Annotated in this window: 19 protein-coding genes and 2 pseudogenes; 15 read left to right on the top strand and 6 right to left on the bottom strand. The window is 68.7% G+C overall.

What is annotated here, in order from left to right; translation table 11 throughout:
• Nucleotides 1-11: 11 nt before the first annotated feature.
• The 3 genes and pseudogenes from ACL02O_RS20405 (at nt 12) to ACL02O_RS20415 (ending at nt 3,008) form a co-directional block, all read left to right on the top strand.
• The gene (locus ACL02O_RS20405; protein WP_459560888.1) at nt 12-2,126 is read left to right on the top strand and encodes an ISAzo13 family transposase; all 2,115 of its coding nucleotides are present in this window, start codon (nt 12-14) and stop codon (nt 2,124-2,126) included.
• Between the two features lie 3 nt (nt 2,127-2,129).
• Nucleotides 2,130-2,586 (top strand): annotated as a pseudogene (locus tag ACL02O_RS20410) (transposase); the annotation flags it as partial.
• A gap of 131 nt (nt 2,587-2,717) precedes the next feature.
• Nucleotides 2,718-3,008, top strand: a complete 291-nt coding sequence (locus tag ACL02O_RS20415) for a hypothetical protein (RefSeq protein WP_412819723.1) — start codon at nt 2,718-2,720, stop codon at nt 3,006-3,008.
• 25 nt (nt 3,009-3,033) lie between these two features.
• Here ACL02O_RS20415 and ACL02O_RS20420 read toward each other — a convergent pair.
• Nucleotides 3,034-4,229: pseudogene (locus ACL02O_RS20420) on the bottom strand (IS3 family transposase); the annotation flags it as partial.
• 48 nt (nt 4,230-4,277) lie between these two features.
• Here ACL02O_RS20420 and ACL02O_RS20425 point away from each other — a divergent pair.
• Entirely contained in the window at nt 4,278-5,045 is a 768-nt protein-coding gene (locus ACL02O_RS20425; protein WP_412819704.1) for an IS110 family RNA-guided transposase, read from the top strand.
• 473 nt (nt 5,046-5,518) lie between these two features.
• On the opposite strand, the gene ACL02O_RS20430 is transcribed toward ACL02O_RS20425, so the two are convergent.
• From ACL02O_RS20430 to ACL02O_RS20440, 3 genes are all read right to left on the bottom strand, one after another.
• Nucleotides 5,519-6,766 carry an IS110 family RNA-guided transposase gene (locus tag ACL02O_RS20430; RefSeq protein WP_412819722.1) on the bottom strand — a complete coding sequence of 416 codons (1,248 nt, stop codon included), beginning with the start codon at nt 6,764-6,766 and terminating at the stop codon, nt 5,519-5,521.
• A 478-nt stretch (nt 6,767-7,244) separates the two neighbouring features.
• The gene (locus ACL02O_RS20435; RefSeq protein WP_412819705.1) at nt 7,245-7,943 is read right to left on the bottom strand and encodes a FadR/GntR family transcriptional regulator; all 699 of its coding nucleotides are present in this window, start codon (nt 7,941-7,943) and stop codon (nt 7,245-7,247) included.
• Nucleotides 7,944-8,176: 233 nt separating this feature from the next.
• A complete protein-coding gene (locus ACL02O_RS20440) occupies nt 8,177-9,403 on the bottom strand; it encodes a P1 family peptidase (RefSeq protein WP_412819706.1) in 1,227 nt (408 codons plus the stop codon).
• Between the two features lie 423 nt (nt 9,404-9,826).
• Between ACL02O_RS20440 and ACL02O_RS20445 the strand changes: the two genes are divergently transcribed.
• The 11 genes from ACL02O_RS20445 (at nt 9,827) to ACL02O_RS20495 (ending at nt 21,096) form a co-directional block, all read left to right on the top strand.
• Complete coding sequence (locus ACL02O_RS20445) at nt 9,827-10,879, top strand: isocitrate/isopropylmalate dehydrogenase family protein (RefSeq protein ID WP_412819707.1); 1,053 nt, start codon at nt 9,827-9,829, stop codon at nt 10,877-10,879.
• Nucleotides 10,880-10,947: 68 nt separating this feature from the next.
• On the top strand, nt 10,948-12,459 hold the full coding sequence (locus ACL02O_RS20450; protein ID WP_412819708.1) for an ABC transporter substrate-binding protein: 1,512 nt from the start codon (nt 10,948-10,950) through the stop codon (nt 12,457-12,459).
• Nucleotides 12,460-12,463: 4 nt separating this feature from the next.
• Nucleotides 12,464-13,411, top strand: a complete 948-nt coding sequence (locus ACL02O_RS20455) for an ABC transporter permease (protein WP_412819709.1) — start codon at nt 12,464-12,466, stop codon at nt 13,409-13,411.
• Nucleotides 13,408-14,277, top strand: a complete 870-nt coding sequence (locus tag ACL02O_RS20460) for an ABC transporter permease (protein WP_412819710.1) — start codon at nt 13,408-13,410, stop codon at nt 14,275-14,277. Before ACL02O_RS20455 ends, ACL02O_RS20460 begins: the two co-directional genes overlap by 4 nt.
• Nucleotides 14,274-15,278 (top strand): ABC transporter ATP-binding protein, encoded by a 1,005-nt coding sequence (locus ACL02O_RS20465; protein WP_412819711.1) that lies wholly within the window; start codon nt 14,274-14,276, stop codon nt 15,276-15,278. Before ACL02O_RS20460 ends, ACL02O_RS20465 begins: the two co-directional genes overlap by 4 nt.
• Nucleotides 15,275-16,189 carry an ATP-binding cassette domain-containing protein gene (locus ACL02O_RS20470; RefSeq protein ID WP_412819712.1) on the top strand — a complete coding sequence of 305 codons (915 nt, stop codon included), beginning with the start codon at nt 15,275-15,277 and terminating at the stop codon, nt 16,187-16,189. Before ACL02O_RS20465 ends, ACL02O_RS20470 begins: the two co-directional genes overlap by 4 nt.
• Nucleotides 16,186-17,418, top strand: coding sequence for a M20 family metallopeptidase (locus ACL02O_RS20475; RefSeq protein ID WP_412819713.1), 1,233 nt, complete (start codon nt 16,186-16,188; stop codon nt 17,416-17,418). The genes ACL02O_RS20470 and ACL02O_RS20475 overlap by 4 nt, the downstream gene beginning before the upstream one ends.
• Nucleotides 17,415-18,476 carry a P1 family peptidase gene (locus tag ACL02O_RS20480; protein ID WP_412819714.1) on the top strand — a complete coding sequence of 354 codons (1,062 nt, stop codon included), beginning with the start codon at nt 17,415-17,417 and terminating at the stop codon, nt 18,474-18,476. The genes ACL02O_RS20475 and ACL02O_RS20480 overlap by 4 nt, the downstream gene beginning before the upstream one ends.
• Entirely contained in the window at nt 18,473-19,921 is a 1,449-nt protein-coding gene (locus ACL02O_RS20485; protein WP_412819715.1) for an aldehyde dehydrogenase family protein, read from the top strand. The genes ACL02O_RS20480 and ACL02O_RS20485 overlap by 4 nt, the downstream gene beginning before the upstream one ends.
• Nucleotides 19,922-19,997: 76 nt before the next feature.
• Complete coding sequence (locus ACL02O_RS20490) at nt 19,998-20,765, top strand: SDR family NAD(P)-dependent oxidoreductase (protein WP_412819716.1); 768 nt, start codon at nt 19,998-20,000, stop codon at nt 20,763-20,765.
• Nucleotides 20,766-21,006: 241 nt separating this feature from the next.
• Nucleotides 21,007-21,096, top strand: a complete 90-nt coding sequence (locus tag ACL02O_RS20495) for an IS3 family transposase (protein ID WP_412819717.1) — start codon at nt 21,007-21,009, stop codon at nt 21,094-21,096.
• 82 nt (nt 21,097-21,178) lie between these two features.
• Here the strand turns inward: ACL02O_RS20495 and ACL02O_RS20500 are convergent, their stop codons facing one another.
• Both ACL02O_RS20500 and ACL02O_RS20505 read right to left on the bottom strand, forming a co-directional pair.
• Nucleotides 21,179-21,832: a hypothetical protein gene (locus ACL02O_RS20500; protein ID WP_412819718.1), complete on the bottom strand. Its 654-nt coding sequence runs from the start codon at nt 21,830-21,832 to the stop codon at nt 21,179-21,181.
• A 450-nt stretch (nt 21,833-22,282) separates the two neighbouring features.
• Nucleotides 22,283-22,480 carry a hypothetical protein gene (locus ACL02O_RS20505; RefSeq protein ID WP_412819719.1) on the bottom strand — a complete coding sequence of 66 codons (198 nt, stop codon included), beginning with the start codon at nt 22,478-22,480 and terminating at the stop codon, nt 22,283-22,285.
• Nucleotides 22,481-22,497: the final 17 nt, after the last annotated feature.

Below are 22,497 nucleotides of genomic sequence, written 5' to 3' on the forward strand. Positions count from 1 at the left end.
GATGGACTGTCGTGGTGACTCTGGATGGTCTACGTACTCAGCTCGCGGTGCGGCTTGACGCGTTGTTGCCTCATTTGAATGAGCGGCAGCGGCGGTTGCTGCTCGGGGTCGAGGCTCGGCTGCTCGGTCACGGCGGGATCCGCGTGGTGGCCCAGGTCGCCGGGGTCAGCGAGACCACGGTCCGTCGGGGTGTATCCGAACTGGTGGGCGGCGCCGAACCAATGCCGGTTGGGCGGGTCCGTCGGGTCGGCGGCGGCCGCAGCCGCGCTGAGGAGCGTGACCCGGGGCTGGTGCCGGCGTTGCTCGGGCTGGTTGAGCCGGACGAGCGGGGTGACCCGTGCTTCCCGTTGCGCTGGACGACGAAATCGCTGCGTAACCTGGCCGCCGAACTGGGCCGGCAGGGCCGGACGGTCTCGGCGATGACCGTCGGACGGCTGTTGAAGGTCAACGGGTTCAGCCTGCAGGGCACCGCAAAGACCCTGGAAGGTGATCAGCATCCCGACCGGGATGCCCAGTTCCGTTATCTCAACGACCAGGTCAAGGACCATCAGGCTGCCGGGCAGCCGGTGATCAGCGTGGACGCGAAGAAGAAGGAACAGGTGGGGCTGCTGCCGATGGCCGGGCGGGAGTGGCGGCCGTCCGGACAGCCGATCCGAGTCGAAGACCACAGCTTCTTCGCCGGCCCACGAGTTGACACGGTCATCCCTTACGGCATCTACGACATGACCACGAACACCGGCTGGGTCAACGTGGGACTCGACCACGACACGGCCGCGTTCGCGGTCGCATCGATCCGGGCCTGGTGGCACGCCAGGGGCCGACTGGACCACCCGCAGGCCACACGCCTGCTGATCACTGCGGACGCCGGGGGGTCGAACAGCTACCGCTACCGGCTCTGGAAGGCCGAACTGGCCGCGTTCGCCGCCGAAGCGGGCCTAACGGTCACGGTCTGCCACTTCCCGCCGGGCACCTCGAAGTGGAACAAGATCGAACACCGCTTGTTCTCCCACATCACGACCAACTGGCGAGGCCGTCCGCTGACCAGCCACGAGGTCGTCCTCAACACGATCGCCGCAACCACGACCCGGACCGGGCTGCGGGTCGAGGCCGTCCTCGACCACGGCACCTACCCGACCGGGGTCGCCGTTAGCCGCGACCAGTTGCAGGCCCTGCCAATCACCCCACACGCCGAGCACGGCCAGTGGAACTACAGCATCGCCCCGACCGGCGCCAGCACCACGCCGCCGTCCGCCGACCAACGCACCGCGGCCCGCACCCAAACCCTGCAGATGCTCGCAGACCCACGGCTGACCGGCATGAGCACCGCTGAGCTGGACGCGCTGCAGGCTCGGCTGGCGCCGGCCCAGGCAGCCCGCAGCGAACAGCATCGCTACGTACTGCGCGGCGGTCGGCGCGTCGCCACCACCGGCCGCAGCCGATCGCTGCTCCGCGACGCAGACGAGGTCCTGCTCACCGTCCTCTACCTGCGGCAGGTCTGCCCGCAAAAGGTGCTCTGCGACCTGCTCGGAATCAACCCGGTCACGATTGGCCAGGCCATCAAGGCCACCCGGCAGCTCATCGACGAACAGAAGATCAGCATCACCCCGACCGTCGTACGCTACTTCACCCGCGCCGACGACCTACGCGCCTGGATCACCAACACCGGACCGGCCACGCATCCGCCCACCCTGCCGGCCCGCCACCCCCTGACCGACCCGCGACTGACCGGCATGAACCGCGAAGCGCTGCATGCACTGCTCCAACAGTTGATCGTTCCCTACGCCGCCGCGATCGAAGAACGCCGCCACCGCCAACGCGCCGGTGACCGGCGCCTAGGCACCCGCGCCGGGGTCTTCCGACAAAAGATCACCGACAGCGACCGGATCCTCGCCACGATTCTCTACCGGCGCCGAGTTTGCAGCCTCAACACCCTCGCCGAACTGTTCGACGTCTGCCGCAGCACCCTCTGGAACGCCATCAACGACGTCCTGCCCATCCTCGGCGACCGCCGCATCACCATCGCCCCCGCGCAACATCGGTACGACACCTCCGTCGACCTACTTGCCTCCGTCGAGCAGCCTTCGACAGGAACCCACGGGGTGGGAAACCAGCAGGTTGTTTCTTGACGGCTTCACCTGCTGCGCAACTCGTTCCGCTACGGCGAGGCAGGACTGGGACAAGATCGCCAAGGCGCTGCGGCCGGTCTACACCGCGGCCACGGAGGACGTCGCCATGGAACGGTTTATGGAGTTCGCCGATGCCTGGGGGAAGAAATACCCGGCGATTGTGAAGCTGTGGTCGGATGCCTGGGCCGAGTTCGTGCCGTTCCTCGCGTTCGACGTGGAAATCCGCAAGGTCATCTGCTCCACCAACGCGATCGAGAGCGTCAACGCCCGTATCCGCAAGGCCGTCCGTGCTCGCGGCCACTTCCCGAACGAGCAGGCCGCGCTGAAGTGCGTGTACATGGCGCTGATGAGCCTCGACCCGACCGGCGCCGGCCGCCGGCGCTGGACCATGCGCTGGAAGGCACCATTGAATGCGTTCCAGATCGCCTTCGAGGGCCGGCTCACCCCGGCCAACCACTGACAACCCTCAACAACCAAGATCAGCCGTCAACTTGATGCGATGAAGGAGCGGGCCTCCGCTCCTCGTGACAGTCACCCTGGTCAGGGGTTTCCCTGGGGTTGTCACGACGTACCACGACGAAGGAGGCCCCAGTGGCAGAGTACGACGGCCGGCAGTATGTGGGGATAGACCTGCACCGGCGGCGCAGCGTGATCGTGCGGATGACCCGGGAAGGGCAGCGGATCGGTTCGATGGTACGGATCGACAACGATCCGTTCGAGTTGGCGCGGCAGGTCGCCGGCTGGGGTGAGAGCCCCGATGTGGTGTTGGAAGCCACGTATGGGTGGTACTGGGCGGCGGACGTGCTCGCCGAGTCCGGCGCCAAGGTTCACCTGGCGCATCCGCGGGGTGAAGGGATTCGCCTATCGGCGGGTGGGGCTTGACCCCTGATCCTGGACACGGGGTTAATGCGGCCGGGGCCAGCGTAGCCGGTGTCGGCCGGGTGTTCTTCTCGTAGGTGATCGGTGGCTGCTGTCCGAGCCGGGAGTGGCGTCGGACGGTGTTGTAGCGGTGCAGCCAGCGGAACGCGGCGAGTCGGGCTTGGCGTTCGTCGGTGAAGGCGCGGCGGCCTTGCAGGGTTTCGCGTTTGAAGGTGGCGTTGAACGACTCGGCGGCGGCGTTGTCGGCGGAGCTACCGACCGCGCTCATCGACTGCCGGACCCCGGCGGCCTGGCATGCGGCGGCGAAGGCCCGGGAGGTGTATTGAGCTCCGTGATCCGTGTGCATGATCGCCCCGTGCAGGTTGCCCCGGGTGCGCTGCGCGGCGTGGAGGGCGTCGATGACCAGGTCGGTGCGCATGTGATCGGCGATCGCCCAGCCGGCGAGGCGCCGGGAGTGCAGGTCGAGGACGGTGGCCAGGTAGAGGAACCCGCGGTCCCCGACCGGTAGGTAGGTGATGTCACCGACGTAGCGCTGGTTGACCGCTGCGGCGGTGAAGTCCCGGCCGATCAGGTCCGGTGCCTTCGCTGCGGCCGGGTCCGGCACCGTCGTACGCGCTCGTCGGCGTAGCCGTAGGCCTTGCACGCCGAAGCGGCGCATCACCCGCGCGACCCGCTTACGGTTGACCAACTGCCCGGCATCGCGGAGTTCGGCGGTGATCCGAGGTGCTCCGTAGGTGCCGTCATGCGCCGTGTGCACTGCCCGGATCCGGCCTGCGAGAGCCACATCCGCGGCATCACGGGCGGCCCGCGCTTCGGCGGCGGAGCGCCAGTAGTAGAAGCTCGAGCGGGATACCCCGATGACCTTGCACAACCGCTTCACGCCGTAGCGCTGCTGATGGTCGGCGACGAACTGGAAGCGGTTCACCAGCGCGTCTCCCCGGCGAAATACCGGGCCGCCTTCCGCAGAATGTCCCGTTCCTCCTCCAGTTCACGGACCCTGCGTCGCAACGCGGCATTCTCATCCTCGACCGACCCGGCCGCCGGCGGCGCCGCCGGCCCGGCCGCCGCGCCCCGGCGCTGATCATCAGCGCGAACCCAACTGCGCAACGTCTCCCGATTGACCCCGAGATCGTCAGCGATCTGCGCGATCGTCGCCCCCGGCCGAGACCGGTACAACGCGACCGCGTCGGCCTTGAACTGCGCGGGGTAGTGCTTGTTCACCATCTGTCAGGGGCTCCTGATCTCCCCGGACCGTCACGATCCAAGGCTCAAGTGTCCAGGACCAGGGGGCAACTCCCGGTGAAGAACTACGAGCGTGACGCGACCGATCTGGCTGACCTTCTGCGGATGGGTCGCCTCCCCGAGGCGTGGGTCGCCCTGCCCGAGGTTCGTGGTCTGCGGGAGGCGGTGCGTCACCGGTGCAAGCTGGTGGCGCTGCGCTCCGGGCTCAAGGCGCAGGTCCACTCGGTGTTTGCCAAGCAGGGCGTGCGGGTGGCCATGTCCGACCTGTTGGGCGTCGGCGGGCAGCAACTGCTCGACGATCTGCAGCTCGACGCGCCCTTCAACGCGCGGGTGTTGTCACTTCGCCGGCTCATCGACGCCGTCACCGGCGAGATCGACATCGTGGCCAAGCGCACCGGTGCCCAGTTGAAGACCCACCCGGGCTACCAGGCGATCCAGGCGTTGCCCGGCGTCGGGCCGGTACTCGCGGCGGTGTTCGTCGCCGAGATCGGCGATGTCACCCGCTTCGCCCGGCCGCAACAGCTGTGTTCGTGGGCAGGCATGACGCCCAAGCACCGGGAGTCCGACACCAAGGTCCACAGAGGGTGCATCACCAAGCAGGGCAACACGCTAGTCCGGTGGGCTGCGGTCGAGGCCGTCCAGCGCGTGCACACCGGGCCTATCGCGCGGACCCGGGTGCGCATCGGTGAGCGACGCGGTAACAACATCGCCAAGGTCGCCGCCGCCCGCGAACTGCTCACCCTGGTCTTCTACGGCCTACGCGGCGGGCGCATCCGTTGCCTGGCCCAAGCCGCGTGAGCCGCCAGCCCGGCGCGGCCAGGCGCGAGGTCGTGGAGTGTCTGACCCCCCACCCCGGTGGCGCGGTCGACCACACTTGATTGACCCCGCCCGGTCGCGGCCGTAACACTCCATGCCGCCTCGCCGCGGCGAAGGGATGACCGGCAACCGGACCTCCGGTTCGCCAACGTCCATTTCAGACGCCTTGAGAAACGCGGCGTTAGACCCACAACACCACATGCTTGTTCCGGCGCGCTGACTCTGCGCCGCCCGGGATCGGCGTCAAGACCAAGCCCGCTACGCGGGTCGACCCGCGGTCGAGTCTTGACCCCGACCCCTTGCCGGCGTTCGCCCACGTCGAGCCGGGAACCAGCCCAAACCGGTCGCAAAACCGCAGGCCGGAAGCGTTGACACGGCCCCGCTGAGACGAAACTGGACCTCGACCCGCCAGGCGGCAGCGTCAGGACGAAGTCCTGACGGGATTTGGGCGCCGGTTATGCGGCCAGTGCGAGCTCGACGGTGTAGCCGAGTTCCTGGAGCTTGCGGACGAGCTGGTTCTTGCGGATCTCGGGGTTGTCTCTGCGGGTGTAGTAGTCGGTGCCGAGGTCGGTGTAGTCCACCCCGGCATGCAGCAGGTGCCACACGATCACGCACAGCGTGTGGGCGATCGCGACGATGGCTTTCTTCACGGCGACCTGATTCCGGGCGCCGCCGAAGCGGCGTAACAGTCGTTGGTAGCGGGCCTTGAGCCGGGTGTCGGTGCGCACCGCAGCCCAGGCGGCCTCGACGAAGACGGACTTGAGGTACTGGTTGCCCTTGCGGGCCTTACCCGTCTTGCGCTTCCCGGCCGATTCGTGATTGCCGGGGCACAGCCCGATCCAGGACGCCAGGTGCCCGCCGGATGGGAACCAGGACATATCCACTCCGATCTCGGCAATGATCGCGGCGGAGGCACGCTCAGCGATGCCGGGCACGGTGCACAACCGGCGGCGTGGCACCTCGAACGGAACGATCATCGTTTCAACCTGGGCCTCCACACGCCCGATCGCAGCGGTCAGGTGGTCGATGTGGTCCAAGTGCAAGCGGCACATCAACCCGTGGTGGGCGTTGAACCGGCCCCCCAACGCCAACGTCAGGTCCGGGATCTTCTTGCGCAGCCGACCCCGAGCCAGCTCAGCCAGCACCGCAGGGTCACGCTCGCCGGACACGAGCGCTTCGATCATGCAACGAGCCGACACACCCAGCGATTCCGAAGCCACCGAGTCCACCTTGATCCCAGCGTCCTCGAGAACCTTGCACAGCCGCTGAGTCTCCCGAGTGCGTTCCTGAACGAGACTGGAGCGGTAGCGGGTCAGGTCCCGAATCGCGACCAGGTGCTCGGGTGGGGTGAAGCTGCCCCGCAGCAGACCTACCTCCAACAACTGAGCCAGCCACGCCGCGTCACCAACGTCTGTCTTGCGGCCCGGGACGTTCTTGACATGCGCAGCGTTGCAGACCAGAACCTCGAACCGTTCGGTCTCGGCCAACGCATGCCACACCGGCCGCCAGTAGATCCCGGTCGCTTCCATCGCCACGTGGGTGACGCCGAGCTCGGTCAACCACCCCACCATCTCCCGCAGCGCGGTGAAGAACGTCAGGTAACGGCGCACCAGCTGACGCCGTCCGCGTCGCGCTCCAGGTGAGCGCACCGCAACCGTTATCTCCTTCTTATGAACGTCGATCCCGGCGACCTTGTCGTACATGATCTCCACGTCGGACCTCGCCACAGCCGCGCCATCCAAGGCGTGCTGCCCGCAGAGCCCACATAGATCAAGACACTGAGACACGCGCTCGTAGCAGCAACCCGGGGAACCCGGCGGAGGGACTCCCGCGTCAATCTCCTTCACGGCCTTAACCAACCAGGCCAAGCGGGGTCGACGTCGGCGATCAACACGCTCAACCAGTTTCATCCACCCGTTGGGAGGCCCGCCAGGGCCATGGAATCTCCTTCAGGGATGACACTCCCGATCTCTTCCGTAGATCCGAAGGAGTCGAACTTGGGGACGCAGGTGGCGTGGGCGCCGCGGCGATAATGGCCACGCCAGTCGTGGCTTCTTGATGCCCGGCGTCGCATGTTTCTCAGAGTTTTTGAGTTGTCCCGGTCGAACGAGATCGGCGACGACCCCTGAGTGGATTACTCAACCACGCTACGTTGGTAGCTCAAGGTTGATCAGTTCGCTGTCAATCGAGCAGTGCCCGCAGGAACATCCGTTCGTCCTCTGGGACATATGAGGCGTAGTAGTCGTAGAGATTCTGGCGGGCGATCCGTGCCGCCGCGGTGCCGTCGCCAGCTCGTACCGCCTCAAGCACCTCGGCGTGGTGGGTGATGCTTTCCTCCATCTGCGCGGTGCGGTCGAGCGCGTGCACGATCTTCTCCGCGATGAGGGTGAGCGCCACCGACCGCACCACCTGATTGCAGACTTGGAGCAGTCGATTGCCGCTGGCTCTCGCGACCGCGTCGTGGAACGCGACGTCGGCCCGGCTGAACTCCTCGTATCCGAGAGACACGCTGTCGCGCATTACCTTCAGCGCTGTGTCCATCTCGAGGAGCTGTTCCTCTGTGCGCAACTGGGCGGCGAGCAGGTTGGCGGTCGCGTCCAGCAACATGCGGAACTGGATGAGTTCGGTGAGGGTCAGTTCGGAGAGCCGGGCCAGGGTGGTCATCGACTTCTGCAGCGTGACCGGGGAGAACGGCACGATCTCCGCACCCGCCGGGTCGCCCGCCCGGGACCGCACCATGCCGTTGCTCTGGAGGACCCGCAGCGCCTCCCGCACCGTCGCGCGGCTGACCGAGAACTGCTGGACCAGGTCCCGCTCGGAGGGCAGTCGTTCACCCGGGCGCAGCTCGCCGCGGAGGATCGCCTCCTCGATCTGCTGCACGATCCGCTCGTACGCCCGTACGGGCTGGACCGGCTGAAATCGCGGCCGCTGGGCCACTGGCTACCCCTCGTTGTCAAAGTCTGCAAGAGCGCTGGACCAGCGGGATCGCCATGGTGGGGCGAAGCGATCCGGCCAATTACGACTGTCTGTCAGGAATGGTAACGCCCTACGGCATCCGGCCGGCGCGACGGTCGAGTCCCGCCGGCCGGGTTCGAGGAGCGTGATTCGTCAGGTCAGGATCCGCTCCTTACGGCCGTTCGGCACCGGATCAGCAGGGCGCTAGCCAGCCCGATGAGCCCGACGAGGGCCAGCAGTCCGTTGACGAGTAGTGGTGACGGACCGCTGCCGCCAGAGGAGGAAGTGCTGGCGAGAGACAACGCCTGCCGCGGGTCGTCGGACTTCTTCTGTTGCGACGCCGGCGCGTTCGACTGGCCGCCCTGCCCATTGGCCGCCGAGCCGCCTACCGGCGGGGTGCCGGCGGAGATCTTCTCGTTGGCGGCGGCGAACGACTCAGTCGTCACCTCCGGTGCCTCGCCCCGCTCGTCCGCGGGTATCGGGCTGAGCTTGTCGCACGCCGAGGGGTACCGGTCGCAGTCGCTCCTTGCCGTGCCGACGGTGGTGGCGTTGAGAATCGCGTGCCCGACTGCGCGGGTCAGGGTGTCGGCGGCCGTGTTGAAGATTCGGTTGAGCTGGCCACCATCGGCGTTGACGCGAAGAGGGGTCCCGTTGCCGGTCGAGATCGCGAAGACGGTGTCGCCGTCGCTGAGACTGTGAATTGGGTTGATCGCCCGGGCCAGGCCGTCCTGCGCGTTGGCGGACATGCGGGCGGCGGCGGCCTTCTCCAGCGGCGCGTTGGTCGCGACCACCGCGATGGTGGTGTTCATCGAGGGACCGTCGGCCTTGGCGGAGTTGCCGGGCGGGTTGCAGTCCTGCACTTTCGGCGTCTGCAGACCGCGGAACTCGCTGGCCACCTCGTACCGCGCGGCGAGCAGCGAGCAGTCCCGCGGGTCCACCGGGGACCCGACCGAGTTCGCCACGACGATTGCTCCGACGATGCCGTTGTCGAGCACCATGCTGGCGGTGCCGACCCCGCCCTTCAGGCCACCCGAGCGCGCCCCGGTGCCGCCGCCGGCCACACCCTGTTTGACAGCGCCGGCCTTGGCGTTGTCGGCGGCGACCCAGCCCCAGGCCGGGCTGGTGCGAGCCCGGAAGTTGCCGCCTCGGCCGAGGTCGAAGATGTCGGCGGCGGGCACGATCGGAGCAACTCCGACGCCGACGCCGACGCCCTCGCGGCGTTCCTCGAGCCAGCGGATGACGCCGTCGGCGGCGGACAGGCCGTACATGCTGCTTCCGCCAAGCATCACCGCGTTGACGCCCGGGTTGGAGTTGAGGGGATCGAGCAGGTCGGTCTCCTTGGTGGCTGGCGCGTCACCTGCCTGGTCGACGCCGGTCACGGACATGCGTGGGGTGTAGACGACGGTGCTGCCGGTGAGGTAGGGGCCCGGGTGGACTGACCCTGGCCGACCTGGATGCCCGGGACGTCGGTGATCGCGTTGTACTGGCCGGGCAGGCCGGGAGTTTCCGCCGTCGCAGCGAGACCGGGGGTGGTGACGATGATGGCCGAGAACACACCAGCGCCCCGGCGAGCAGTGCGGCGGGCCGCGATGCCATGGATGCCATGAGATCCCCTCTGTGCGGGGTGGATGCCGCGTCTCTTCGAGACCGGAATCGATGGGCCCGGATCCCGCGAAGACCTTGGGATTGAGCTCTTGACCTTTCCTGCAGGCGGGTGAGAGCGTTGGGTCCACTGAGGCTACTGGTCAGACCAGGCAAGGTAAAGGGCATCCGCAAAGAACGGAGAGTTCGGCGTGCACGACCTCCGCGTGGCAGTGATTCCGGGCGACGGTGTGGGCCCCGAGGTGGTCTCGGCCAGCGTTCCGGTGCTCCGGGCCGCCGCCCAACGTGCCGGCAGCAGGCTCGACACGGTCGAGCTCGACTGGGGCGGCGAGCGATACCTGCGCACCGGACGGGCGATGCCGCCGGACGCCGTCGACGTGCTGCGCGGCTTTCGCGCGGTGCTGTTCGGGGCCGTCGGCCGGCCGGACGTGCCCGACCATGAACTGATCTGGGGGCTGATCATCGGGGTACGTCAGGCGCTCGACCTGGCTGTCAACGTCCGGCCCGTCCAGTCCTGGACGGGCGTGCCCACGGTGCTGCGCGACCCGGACGGAATCGACCTGGTCATCGTGCGGGAGAACACCGAGGGGGAGTACGCGGGCATCGGCGGCCGGGCGCACGTCGCCACCGCACACGAACTTGGCATCGAGGTGGCCGTTCACTCCCGACCCGCCATCCTGCGGGCTGCTCGGTACGCCTTCGACCTCGCTCGGACGCGCCGGCGCAAGGTGAGCCTGGTGACCAAGTCCAACGCGCTCCGGCACGGCTACACGCTCTGGGATTCCCTCGTCGCGGAGGTGGCGGCGGAAAACCCCGATGTGGAGTGCGAGCACGTGCTCGTCGACGCGATGGCCGTCCGGCTCGTGCAACAGCCCCGCGAACTCGACGTACTGCTGTGCAGCAATCTCTTCGGCGACATCCTCTCCGACCTCGCGGCCGTGCTCGCTGGCGGAATGGGCATGGCGCCGAGTGCGAATCTCCTACCTGGCGGCGGCGGGCCGGCGCTTTTCGAGCCGGTGCACGGCTCGGCCCCGGACATCGCCGGGCGTGGCGTGGCCAATCCGGTCGCGTGCATGCTGTCCGGAGCCATGCTCTTCGACCACGTCGGCCTGCGGGTGGCCGGGCGAATCGTGCGGGACGCGGTCGCGACCGCGCTGCGCGATCCTTCCCTGCGCACCCCCGATCTCGGTGGCAACGCCACCACGAAGGAACTCGCGGCGGAGATCCTGGCCGCCGTGGAGACCACCACCGCACTGTGATCACGTCCCACCAGTCCGTTCGCCAGCCCGGACCGGCTTCGCCCGGCCCCTGCCCCAGGAGAAAAGCCGTGACACGACCGTTCGCCCGGCTCGTGGCGGTGATCGCGACCGTCACGCTCGCGATCACCGCCGCGGGTTGTTCATCGGGAACCTCGGGAGGCTCCGCCGCCACCTCGAGCATGTCGGTCGGCTTCGTAGCCGAACCGGCCAACCTCGACTTCACCAGCACCGACGGTGCCGCGATCCCGCAGGCGCTGCTCGTCAACATCTACGAGGGCCTGGTCAAGCTCGACCAGGACGGCAAGGTCGTGCCGCTGCTCGCCGAGTCGTGGGACGTCAGCCCCGACCGCAAGACCTACACGTTTCACCTGCGCGACAACGTCACCTTTACCAACGGCAAGAAATTCACCGCCGACGACGTCGTGTTCAGTATCAATCGGGTCAAAGCCGACTGGAAGGTCTCGCTAAAGTCGGCCATGGACGTCGTGGCCGACGTGGAGAAGAAGGACGACACCACCGCTGTTGTCACCCTGAGCAAGCCGAGCAACTCCTGGCTGTACAGGATGACCACCCGGATCGGGGCCATGTTCAGCCGGGACGGGGTCGCCGATCTGGCCAACAAGCCGATCGGGACCGGTCCCTACAAGCTCGAATCCTGGCGCCGCGGCGATGCGATCACCTACGTGGCGAACGAGAACTACTGGGGCGCGAAGCCAAAGGCGGGCAAGGTCGTGCTCAAGTACTTCAAGGACGCTACGGCCTTGAACAACGCTCTGCTCACCGGCGGCATCGACATCATCTCGAGCGTTCAGGCTCCGGAGTCGATCCGGCAGTTCTCCGACACCTCGAAGTACGAGGTCATCGAGGGCACGACGACCGGTGAGGTGCTGCTCTCGTTCAACAACGGCAAGCCTCCGCTCAACGACAAGCGGGTCCGGCAGGCGATCCGGTACGCCATCGACCACAAGGCGCTGCTCGACACCGCCTGGGCCGGGCGGGGCCAGCTCATCGGCAGCATGGTGCCGCCAACCGACCCCTGGTACGAGGACCTGACCAACCTGTACCCGCACGACCCGGCGAAGGCCAAGGAACTGCTCGCCCAGGCCGGACAGAGCAACCTCAAGCTACGAATGCGCATCCCCAACCTGCCGTACGCGGTCGCATCGGCCCAGGTGGTCAAGTCTCAGCTAGCCGCCGTGGGGATCACGGTGGACATTGAGCCGCTGGAGTTCCCGGCCCGGTGGCTGGACGTCGTGTTCAAGCAGGCCGACTACGACATGTCGATCATCAACCATGTGGAGCCCCGCGACATCACCGCCGTATTCGGCAACAAGGACTACTACCTGCGCTACAACAACCCGAAGGTGCAGGAGTTGTTCGCTAAGGCGGACGCCGGCACCGAGGACGAGCAGGTCGCCGCGATGAAGGAGGCCGCGCGGATCATCTCCGAGGACGCGGCCGGCGACTTCCTCTTCCTGTTCCCCAACCTGATGGTGGCGAAGAAGGGCATCACCGGCCTACCGAAGAACGTGGTGTCCGAGTCCTTCGACCTGAGCGTGCTGTCCCCGTCCGAGGCCTAGCACAATGGGCCTGTACCTGCTGGTGCGCGCGGCGGTGCTCGTGGTGAGCACCGCCGTCGCCTCGGTCGTGGTCTTCGCTGTCATGGCGGTGCTTCCCGGCGACCCGGCCGAGGTCGCGCTGGGAGTCAACGCCACGGCGGAGGCGGTCGCGGCCAAACGTGCCGAGTTTGGAACCGACCGGCCCCTGACCGCCCAGTTCATGGACTGGGTGTCGGGCCTGCCGACCGGTGACTTCGGCGTCTCCTACGTCACCTCGGACCGGATCGGTCCACAGATCATGGACCGGCTCGGGGTGACGCTCTGGCTGGTGCTGTTCGGGATGCTGATGGCCGTCGTGGTGGCGGTTCCGCTCGGCACCGCCGCCGCGGTACGTCACCGGACCGTCGGCGGGCTGCTCCTGTCCGGGCTCAGCCAGATCGGTGTGGCCGTGCCCGCGTTCCTCGCCGGCATCCTGCTGGTGTTCCTGTTCGCCGTCACGTGGCAGGCCCTTCCCTCCGGCGGCTACACCCCGCTGCGGGAGGACCCCGTCGCCTGGTTCCAGCAACTGCTGCTGCCGTCCCTCTCCCTTGGGCTGGTGCAGGGCGCGGTGCTCAGCCGGTACGTACGGTCCGCGGTGCTGGACGTGATGAGGGAGGACTACATCCGCACCGCCCGGGCCAAGGGCCTCGGGCTCTACCGGGCGTTGTGGAAGCACGGCGCGCGCAACGCCGCGATCCCCGTGGTCACCGTGCTCGGTCTGCAACTGGCCACGTTGCTCATCGGCGCCGTCGTGGTGGAACGGGTCTTCACCCTGCCCGGCCTGGGCAGTCTCCTGCTCGACGGCGTCGCCAACCGCGACTTGCTGCTCGTGCAGGGCACCGTCATGGTGCTCGTCGTCGCCGTGCTCGGCATCAACTTCCTCGTTGACGTCCTATACGCCCTGCTCGACCCGAGACTGCGGGGGGTCCGATGACCGCACTCGACGACGCTCCCGCCGTGGTACGCGTGTCCCGCCGGTGGCGGCGGGTCAACGCCAGCCTGATGGTGGGCGGGATCCTGGTGGCACTGGTGGTGCTGGCCGCCCTCACGTCGTTCGTCTGGACGCCGCACGACGCCGTGCACGTCGACGCGGCGCACCGGCTGGCACCCGCGATCAGCGACGGCTTTCTCCTCGGCACCGACAAGTTCGGCCGGGATGTGGCCAGCCAGCTGATGGTGGGAGCTCGCACGACGCTCCTCGTCGGAATCGTGGCGGTGGGCGTGGCCGCGGTACTCGGCACACCGCTCGGCGTCCTCGCCGGCATGGCCGGCGGCTGGCTGAGTGAGGTGGTCATGCGCGCCAACGACCTGCTCTTCGCGTTCCCCGCGCTGCTGCTCGCAATCATGCTCGGCGCGGTTTTCGGCGCGAGCACCCTCACCGCCATGATCGCGATCGGTGTCGCGACGATCCCGGCGTTCGCCCGCGTCGCCCGCAGCCAGACGCTCGGCGTCATGCACACTGAGTACATCGTCGCCGCTCGCGCGGCCGGCCGGTCCCGGCTCGCCATCGCCGTGCGCCATGTGCTGCCGAACATCGCCAGCATCCTCATCGTCCAAGCGTCGGTGTCGTTCGCCATCGCGATCCTGGCCGAGGCCGCGCTGTCGTTCCTAGGCTTCGGTACCCGGCCACCCACCCCGTCCTGGGGCCGCATGCTGCAGGAGTCGCAGGAACTCCTGTTCTCCACTCCCCGCCTGGCGTTCCTGCCCGGCCTCGCCATCGCCCTCGCAGTCCTCGGCTTCAACCTGCTCGGCGACGGGCTGCGCGACTGGCTCGACCCCAAGCTGAGGGAGCACCGATGACGGCCGCGGCGCAGCCACCCGGCACCGGGACCGGGACGGGAGCCGTACTGTCGGTCGACGGCCTGGGCATCCGGGTCGGTCCGGTCCCGCTGGTGGAAGATGTCTCGTTCACCATCGGCAGCGGCGAGCGGGTGGGGCTGATCGGTGAGTCCGGGTCCGGCAAGTCCCTCACCGCGTTGGCTCTGATGGGCCTGCTGCCCGAGGGTGTGCGAGCCACCGGGTCGATCCGCCTGCGAGGCATGCCCGACGACCTACTGCGGATCGGTGAGGGCCAGCTGGCGAAGGCCCGCGGCAAGGCCGTGTCCATGGTGTTCCAGGAGCCAATGACCGCGTTGAACCCGGTAATGCGCGTCGGCGACCAGGTGGCGGAAGTGATGCTGCTGCACCGCACGCGGGACAGCCGGGCCGAGGCGGCCGGGGCGGCGGTCGAGTTGCTCGACCGGGTGCGTCTGCCGGAGCCACGGGCGACCGCGCGGGCCTTCCCGCATCAGCTCTCCGGTGGGCAGCGCCAGCGGGTGATGCTCGCGATCGCGCTGGCCAACGATCCCGCCCTGCTGATCTGCGACGAGCCGACCACAGCTCTCGACGTCACCGTGCAGGCGCAGATGCTCGACCTGATTCTCGATCTGGCCGCGGAACGGAACACCGCGCTGCTCTTCATCACCCACGACCTGGCGGTGGTTGCCTCGGTGTGTCAGCGCGTCCTCGTGATGTACGGGGGCCGGGTGGTCGAGACAGGCGAGGTGTACGACGTGTTCACGGCACCGCGGCATCGCTACACGGAAGGGTTGATCGCCGCATCCGACCTGGCCGTGGTCGACGAACGGGGCCGCCTCCGGACGATCCCCGGAGCGGTGCCCAACGGCGGCGAGTTCCCGGACGGGTGTGTCTTCCGCACCCGATGCGCCAGCGCGACCGCCCGGTGCGAGCGCACACCGGAGTGGTCCGGCAGCGCCGCACGGGGGTTCGCCTGCTGGCACCCGGTGGGGGAAGACCGATGACCGAGACTCCGCAGATCGGCACGCCGGGGCCGGCCGCCGTCGCGGGCGACGCAAGGACGGCGACCGCGAGCACGCGGCCAGACCTGGTGATCAGCGCCCGGCAGGTGGTCCGCCGCTACCGGCGGCCCCGTCGCTCGCTGACCCGGCCGGGGCCGGTCGTCCAGGCGCTCCGCGGGATCGATCTCGACATCGCGTACGGGCAGCGGCTCGGCATCGTCGGCGAGTCGGGGTCGGGCAAGTCGACCCTCATCCGGCTCCTCTCCGGCCTGGACCGCCCGAGCTCCGGCTCCATCACCTTCGCCGGGCGGGACATCACCCGCCTGCCGGACCGGTCATTGAAGTTCCTCCGCCGGGACCTGCAGATGGTCTTCCAAGACCCGATGAGCTCACTCGACCCCCACATGACCGTGCGCGATATCATCAGTGAGCCCCTCGTGGCGCTGGGCCACCCCAACCCCAGGGCCCGAGTCGCGGAACTGCTCGACGCCGTCGGGCTGCCCACCGCGGCCGCGCACCGCTACCCGCACCAGTTCTCCGGCGGTCAGCGGCAGCGGATCTCCATCGCCCGGGCCCTCTCGCCACATCCGAAGGTCCTCGTCGCGGACGAACCGGTCAGCGCCCTGGACGTCTCGGTCCGGGCGCAGATCCTCAACCTGCTGATGGACCTCGCCGACGACTTCTCGCTGACTCTGGTGTTCGTGTCCCACGACCTCTCGGTCGTCCGGCATCTGTGCGACACGGTGATGGTGATGCACGACGGAGAGATCGTCGAGCGGGGCCCCACCACCGCGGTGTACGAACGCCCGACCCACGCGTACACCCGGGCGCTGCTCGCGGCCGCGCCCACGCTGCAGAAGGCCCTCGCGGTCCACGCGGCGAACAGAGACCGGAAGGAGCCGCAGCAACCATGAGCGTCTCGCCCGAGGTTGACACCATCCGAATCGACGAGGAGGGCGTGGTCGCCTTCACCCAGGCTCTGGTACGCATCCCGAGCGTCAACGACCCCGGCAGCGGCCGGTCCGAACAACCGGCCGCCGACCTCGTCGCCGCCAAGATGCACGAGTTCGGGTGGGTTCCCCTCGTCTCCGAGGCCGCGCCCGGCCGACCCAACGTGGTGGCCGTTGTGGACGGCGGCGGTGGCGACGGGCCGACGCTCATGTTCGAAGGGCACACCGACGTCGTCACCGAGGGTGCCCTCGACACCTGGACGGTCGACCCGTACGGCGCCGAGATCCGCGACGGGCGGCTCTACGGCCGCGGCTCCGCGGACATGAAGTCAGGAGTGGCGGCCATGCTGTACGCGGTGCGGGCCCTGCAGCTCGACGGGCCGTTCCCCGGCCGAATCAAGGTGTGCGCCCTAGCTGACGAGGAGGGGCTCATGCTCGGCGTCCATCACTTCGTGGACTCCGGACTCGCCGCGGACGTCGACGCGGCGATCGTCTGCGAGCCCGAGGCCGGCGAGATCTGCGCGGTGTCCAAGGGGGCGATCCGGTTTCGGGTGGACTTCCACGGTCGGATGGCCCACGGCGCCATGCCGCAGCACGCCCGCAACCCCATCCGCACGGCCGGAGCCTTCGTGCTGAAACTCGCCGAACTGGAGCAAGAACTCCAGTCTCGGCACGGCGCACATCCCCACCTGGGCCTGCCCTACGTCACGCCAACGGTGGCCTCCGCCGGCGACCTTGACCAGATCAACGTGATCCCCGCGTACGCGACGGTCGCGATCGACGTACGTACCGTGCCCGGCGTGGACCACCCCTCCCTCGTCGAGCGGGTCCGTGGCATCGCCGCGGCGGTGGGGGCGGACGAGGAGGTGCGCGCGGAGGTCGCTGTCCTGGTCGACCGGCCGCCGGTGGACACGCCCGTCGACACCCCGGTGGTCGCCGCGCTCGCCGAGGCACACAGCGTGGTGACGGGAGAGGAACCCGTGTACGGCGGAGTGCCGGGCACCACCGACGGCACCATCCTCACCGCCCTCGGCGGCGTGCCGAGCGTCGTCTACGGTCCCGGCGGCAAGTGGATCGCCCATCAGGCCGACGAATATGTCGAGCTCGCGGAGATCATCCGTTGCACCAGGGTCTACGCCGAGGCGGCCCGCCGCTTCCTGCACGCGGCGCCCCACCCGGGCGGCACCCCATGACCGCGCCGGTTCGACCTGGGCCGCGTAATAGCCTGACCGACGTCGCAGGTGTCCGCGTCGGGCACCACCAGCGGACCGGTGCCGGCTGGCTCACCGGGACGACCGTAGTGGTTGCACCGCCTGGCGGGGCGGTCGCCGGCGTCGACGTCCGTGGCGGCGGCCCTGGCACCCACGAGACCGACGTCCTCGACCCACGGAACCTGGTCGACCGGGTGAACGCGATCCTGCTCGGCGGGGGTAGCGCGTACGGGCTGGCCGCGGTCGCCGGCGTGATGGACCGCCTGGCCGACGCCGGGATCGGTTTCTCCGTGGGCACCGAGCCGGGGCAGGTGGTACCGATCGTTCCCGCAGCGGTCCTGTTCGACCTCGGCCGTGGCGGCGACTTCCGCGCCACGCCCGGCCCGGAGTTCGGGGCGGCCGCCTACGACGCCGCGACTGACGGGCCGGTCGCACTCGGCACGGTCGGGGCGGGCACCGGTGCGGTAGCCGGCGGCATCAAGGGTGGCGTCGGCTCGGCCAGTGCAGTCGTGGACGGTGTGACCGTCGGAGCGCTGGCTGTGGTGAACGCGGTGGGCTACGCCGTGGACCCCCTTACCGGCGAGCTGTACGGCGCCCGGTTCGGCCTAGCCGGCGAGTTCGAGGGTGTACGCCCGCCCAACCAGCGGGAGCGGGCCGCCGCCCTGGAGGTCACCGAAGCGCCCGCCGCGACGGCCGACCGTGGCGTCGCCGCGTCGTTCCACACCACGATTGGTGTCCTCGCGACGGATGCGACCCTGACCAAGGCCCAGTGCCAGAAACTGGCCGGCATCGGGCACGACGGCATGGCCCGCGCCATCCGGCCGGTCCACTCGATGTTCGACGGTGACACCGTCTTCGCCCTGGCCACCTGCGCCGGCCCCGGCCTCGACCCGGTGGCGTTCAACGCGCTGCTCGCCGCGGCCGCGGACGCGTTCACCCGGGCGGTGGTGCACGGCATCCTCACTGCGGGCAGCGCCGGGGGATACCGCGGGTACGCCGACATCTTTCCTAGCGCCGTTCAGGAGTGGAGGCGACGATGAGTCCGTTCGAGGCACCGTTCCCGGCCGGTCTGCCGGTGGGCCGTGGTTGGGTCGCGGCTCCCACCGCGCCCGTGCGGTTCCCACACGACGGGGCGACGGTCGCCGTGGCGCCTGTCGGGGATGCCGAACTGGCCCGCACCGCGCTGGACGCCGCGGTGGCCAACGTCGACACGGTGGCGCGTCTTTCCTCACACGTTCGCCGGGCGGCGCTGCTGCACACCCGCGACGCACTGGCTGCCCAGCGCGAGGAGTTCGAGCTGCTGCTCGTGCTGGAGACCGGAAAGCCGCTGGTCGACTGCCGGACGGAGGTCGCCCGTACCCTCGTCACGCTGGAGACCGCGGCCGAGGAGGTGGCCCGGCTGCACGGTGAGACGGTCCCACTGGACCTGCTGCCGTCCGGCGAGGGACTGATCGGGTTCTGGACGCGTCGGCCGATCGGCGTGGTGGTCGGCATCGCCGGGTTCAACTACCCCCTGCTGCTCGCGACCCACAAGATCGCGCCGGCGATCGCGGCCGGCTGCCCGGTGGTGTGCAAGCCCGCGCCCCAGACACCGCTCGCCACGCTCTGGCTGGTGCACCTGCTGCGCGAGGCGGGCGCGAGTGTCGGGCTGCCGCCGGAGGCGGTGCAGCTCGTCACCGGCGGCGCGGAGGTGGGGGAGACGCTGGTGACCGACCGGCGGGTGGGTGCCGTGTCGTTCACCGGGTCGGCCGCTGTGGGGCACACCATCGCCCGGGCTGCCGCACCCACCAAGGTTCTACTTGAACTCGGATCCAACGCCGCCCTGGTGGTGGCCGCCGATGCGGACCTGGCCGCCGCCGCCGACGCGGTGGTACGCGGTGGCTACTATGCCTCCGGCCAGGCGTGCATCTCAGTGCAGCGGGTGGTGGTGGAGGCTCTGGTCGCCGAGGAGTTCCTCGGACTGCTGGCCGATCGAGTTTCCGCCATGACCGTGGGCGACCCGCGTGATGAGGCGACCCGGGTCGCGGCGCTGATCGACGCGCGGTCGACCCGGCGGGTTCGCGAGTGGATCGGCGAGGCCGTCGTGGCGGGCGCGAAGGTCGTGGCGGGCGGTGACGGCGACGGACGGATGCTCCGGCCGACGGTCCTCGCCGACGTGCCGGACGGCCTGGCCGCGTGGGACGAGGAGATCTTCGGCCCGGTGGTGTGCGTACGCGCGGTCCCCGACATCGACAGCGCGTTCGACTTGGTCAACCGATCGAGGTACGGCCTGCACGCGAGCGTCTACACCCGGTCGCTGGCGACCGCCTTCGCCGCGGTCGAGCGGCTGCAGGTGGGCGGGGTCGCGGTGAACGAGGTGCCGGGTTTCCGCGCCGACAACATGCCCTACGGCGGGGTCAAGGACTCCGGCATCGGCCGGGAAGGCCCCCGCTTCGCGGTGGAGGAACTTACCGTGACCCGGATGGCGATCATCCGCCCCGCCTGAACCCCTGTCGACGCCACGAGCGCGAATCACGAGGATTGTCCATGAGCAACTGCTCCGAGGATGAGGAGGTTGAGCCATGTCCGCGTACGAAAAGCTGTTTCGGCTCGACGGTCGAAGGGCTGTGGTGGTTGGCGCCGGCAGCGGCATCGGCCGCGAGTGCGCTCGGGCGCTGACGGCGCACGGTGCCGAGGTCGTCTGCGCCGACCGCGACGCTGAATCCGCCGCCCTCTCCGCCCAGATGGCCGACGGCTCCCCGTACGTTCTGGATGTTCTGGATGCTTCGGCAGTGCACCTGGCAGCGGCTGAGCTGGGCGATGTTGATGTTTTGGTCTTCACCGCCGCCACGAACGTCCGTAAGCGTCTGCTGGACTACACGCAGGAGGAGTTCGACCGGGTCGTCGGGCTCAACCTTGCAGCCTCCTTCGCGCTGGTTCGGGCGTTCGGCGCCGGGATGGCGAAGCGAGGTAGGGGCAGCATCATCGGCTTTTCCTCCATCCGCGCCTACACCGTGGAACCGGGTCAGGGCGTCTACGCGGCGACAAAGTCTGGTCTGGTGCAGCTGCTGCGGACCGCCGCCGCCGAACTCGGGCCGCGCGGTGTACGGGTCAACGCGGTCGCCCCTGGTGTCGTGGAGACGCCCCTCACGGCGCAGATCAAGGCGAATCCGGAGTGGTACGACGCATACGCCGCTAAGAGCGCCCTCGGGCGCTGGGCGCGACCGGAGGAGATGGCGGGTGCGGTGGTCTATCTCGCCAGCGACGCCGCGAGTTTCGTCACCGGCACCTGCCTGATCGTGGACGGCGGGTGGACTGCGGTCGACGGCCGTTTCGAGCCGCCCAACTGAACAAGCTGACGCGGCCAGCGTGCGATGAGCTCGGCATAGCCGAGGCCAGTTTTGTGCACCCGCTTCTCACTGACATGTTGTAGGCAAGGCTCGCGTAGGACCAACGGGAGTTGCCCCCTGGTCCTGGACACTTGAACGTTGGCTCGCGACCCGCTCGAGCTACTACTACTGGCGCTCGGCCGCCGAAACGCGGGCCGCCCGTGATGCCGCGGACGTCGCCCTCGCGGGCCGGATCCAGGCGGTGCACGCCGCTCACGACGGCATCTACGGATCACCGTGGATCACCGCCGAACTCCGCGATGGCGGACTGGCGGTCAACCGTAAGCGGTGAGCCGCATGTGCGGCCAGGACGATGGGTGCCGGTGGATAGTGCTTGAGGGTCATGCCCATGCCACCGCAGTCAGCCATGACCTTCAGGAGTCGGCCGGTGTGGTCGACCAGGTCATCGTCGACCTCCTGCTGGTAATCGCTTCGTGCAGGTGGGCTGTGGTGGCGACCTGGCCAGCGAAATAGCCGTTGAGGAAGTCGCCGTCGCAGGCGTGGCGCAGCAGCCACGACCGCGAGGCATAGCCGCCGTGGCGGCATAGCGCCTCGACGATGTAGACCCGACCCCAGCCCGCGACACGCTTGGCCAGCCACAGCAACGCTTCCCCGCCTCCGCGGCGGCGTTGCAGCGCCTCGGCGGCCAACGCCCCGAATCGGTTCGACAGCAGGCCGATGGTTTGGATCAGCGGGATATCATCTTCCGCCCGATCCGTGGCCAGCAGCGCAAGCCCGACCGTCGCGGCGCAGCGATCCGTACTATGCCGCACCAGCCACCGGCCGGTCTGCCGCACTCGCTGCCGGTCCGCCCGCAACGCCGCGGCGGCGATGTGCTCGTTGCGGTGGATAGGCACGTGGACGACGTGGAACGCGTCGGCAAGTTCGCTTGGTGGCGCATCGGTCTTGGCGAAGTGCCCGTCGAGGATGGCGGCGACATCGACGCCATCGAGTCGCCGATCTTTTTGGGGCTGGGGGTCGCGGCCGCCGATGGTGGAGCTCGTCGTCTGGATACGGCTCGCCGTCACGCGGCAGAACGCCGTCAGGATTTAGCTGATGGAGACGAAGGGCGTGCGCGAACAGAGTGGTTTGGGGTCCGAGCGGTCCGGGCTCGGTCGTCACGCTCACCGGCGGACGGAGGACTCGATTTCGCGATCATGGCGGCGATGATGCCCACCCCAGACCCGCCTGAGCAAGCAACGCGCGCCGCGTCAAGCATCTTCGAGCCAGTGATTGACACCCGAGGAAAGTGCAAGTGACTGTGCGTAATGCTGATCATGGTACCGATCGCTGCGGAGATGTGCTGATCTGCAGCTGAGCGGGCACGCTGGCTAGGCGTCGTCCTCCTCGTCGAACGGCTCGTCACTCCACCGCCACCACGCCTCGTTACCGTCGATGTGGAGAAGGAATTCAGGGACCTGGCGACCCTCCGGGTGCCGAAGCGTCACTGCGTTCCGGATTGCCTCGTACGCACGCTCTCAGGACTCGACGTCCTCATCAATGCCATCGAGTAGCCGCAGTTCCTTGGCGAAGAGTGGTCGGACCTCCGCGAGCCCTTCCCTCGGGTCGACACGAGCGTTCAGCCACGGGAAGTCGCCGCCAGTCACGACGAGATCAGCAAGTACCCGGCCGTCGCGCTGGTGCAATGTCCATGTGCCGCTGTGATGATCCACCACGATGGCACATTAGCTAC

The organism is Micromonospora mangrovicola (genome assembly GCF_047200535.1).
In the GTDB taxonomy this organism is placed as follows: domain Bacteria; phylum Actinomycetota; class Actinomycetes; order Mycobacteriales; family Micromonosporaceae; genus Micromonospora.

Excerpts from the sequence above, each read along its gene's own strand:
- ACL02O_RS20430 (WP_412819722.1), bottom strand. The coding sequence starts at position 6,766 with ATGTACGACAAGGTCGCCGGGATCGACGTTCATAAGAAGGAGATAACG.
- ACL02O_RS20440 (WP_412819706.1), bottom strand. The coding sequence starts at position 9,403 with ATGTCCGTGACCGGCGTCGACCAGGCAGGTGACGCGCCAGCCACCAAG.
- ACL02O_RS20455 (WP_412819709.1), top strand. The coding sequence starts at position 12,464 with ATGGGCCTGTACCTGCTGGTGCGCGCGGCGGTGCTCGTGGTGAGCACC.
- ACL02O_RS20460 (WP_412819710.1), top strand. The coding sequence starts at position 13,408 with ATGACCGCACTCGACGACGCTCCCGCCGTGGTACGCGTGTCCCGCCGG.
- ACL02O_RS20465 (WP_412819711.1), top strand. The coding sequence starts at position 14,274 with ATGACGGCCGCGGCGCAGCCACCCGGCACCGGGACCGGGACGGGAGCC.
- ACL02O_RS20470 (WP_412819712.1), top strand. The coding sequence starts at position 15,275 with ATGACCGAGACTCCGCAGATCGGCACGCCGGGGCCGGCCGCCGTCGCG.
- ACL02O_RS20475 (WP_412819713.1), top strand. The coding sequence starts at position 16,186 with ATGAGCGTCTCGCCCGAGGTTGACACCATCCGAATCGACGAGGAGGGC.
- ACL02O_RS20480 (WP_412819714.1), top strand. The coding sequence starts at position 17,415 with ATGACCGCGCCGGTTCGACCTGGGCCGCGTAATAGCCTGACCGACGTC.
- ACL02O_RS20485 (WP_412819715.1), top strand. The coding sequence starts at position 18,473 with ATGAGTCCGTTCGAGGCACCGTTCCCGGCCGGTCTGCCGGTGGGCCGT.
- ACL02O_RS20490 (WP_412819716.1), top strand. The coding sequence starts at position 19,998 with ATGTCCGCGTACGAAAAGCTGTTTCGGCTCGACGGTCGAAGGGCTGTG.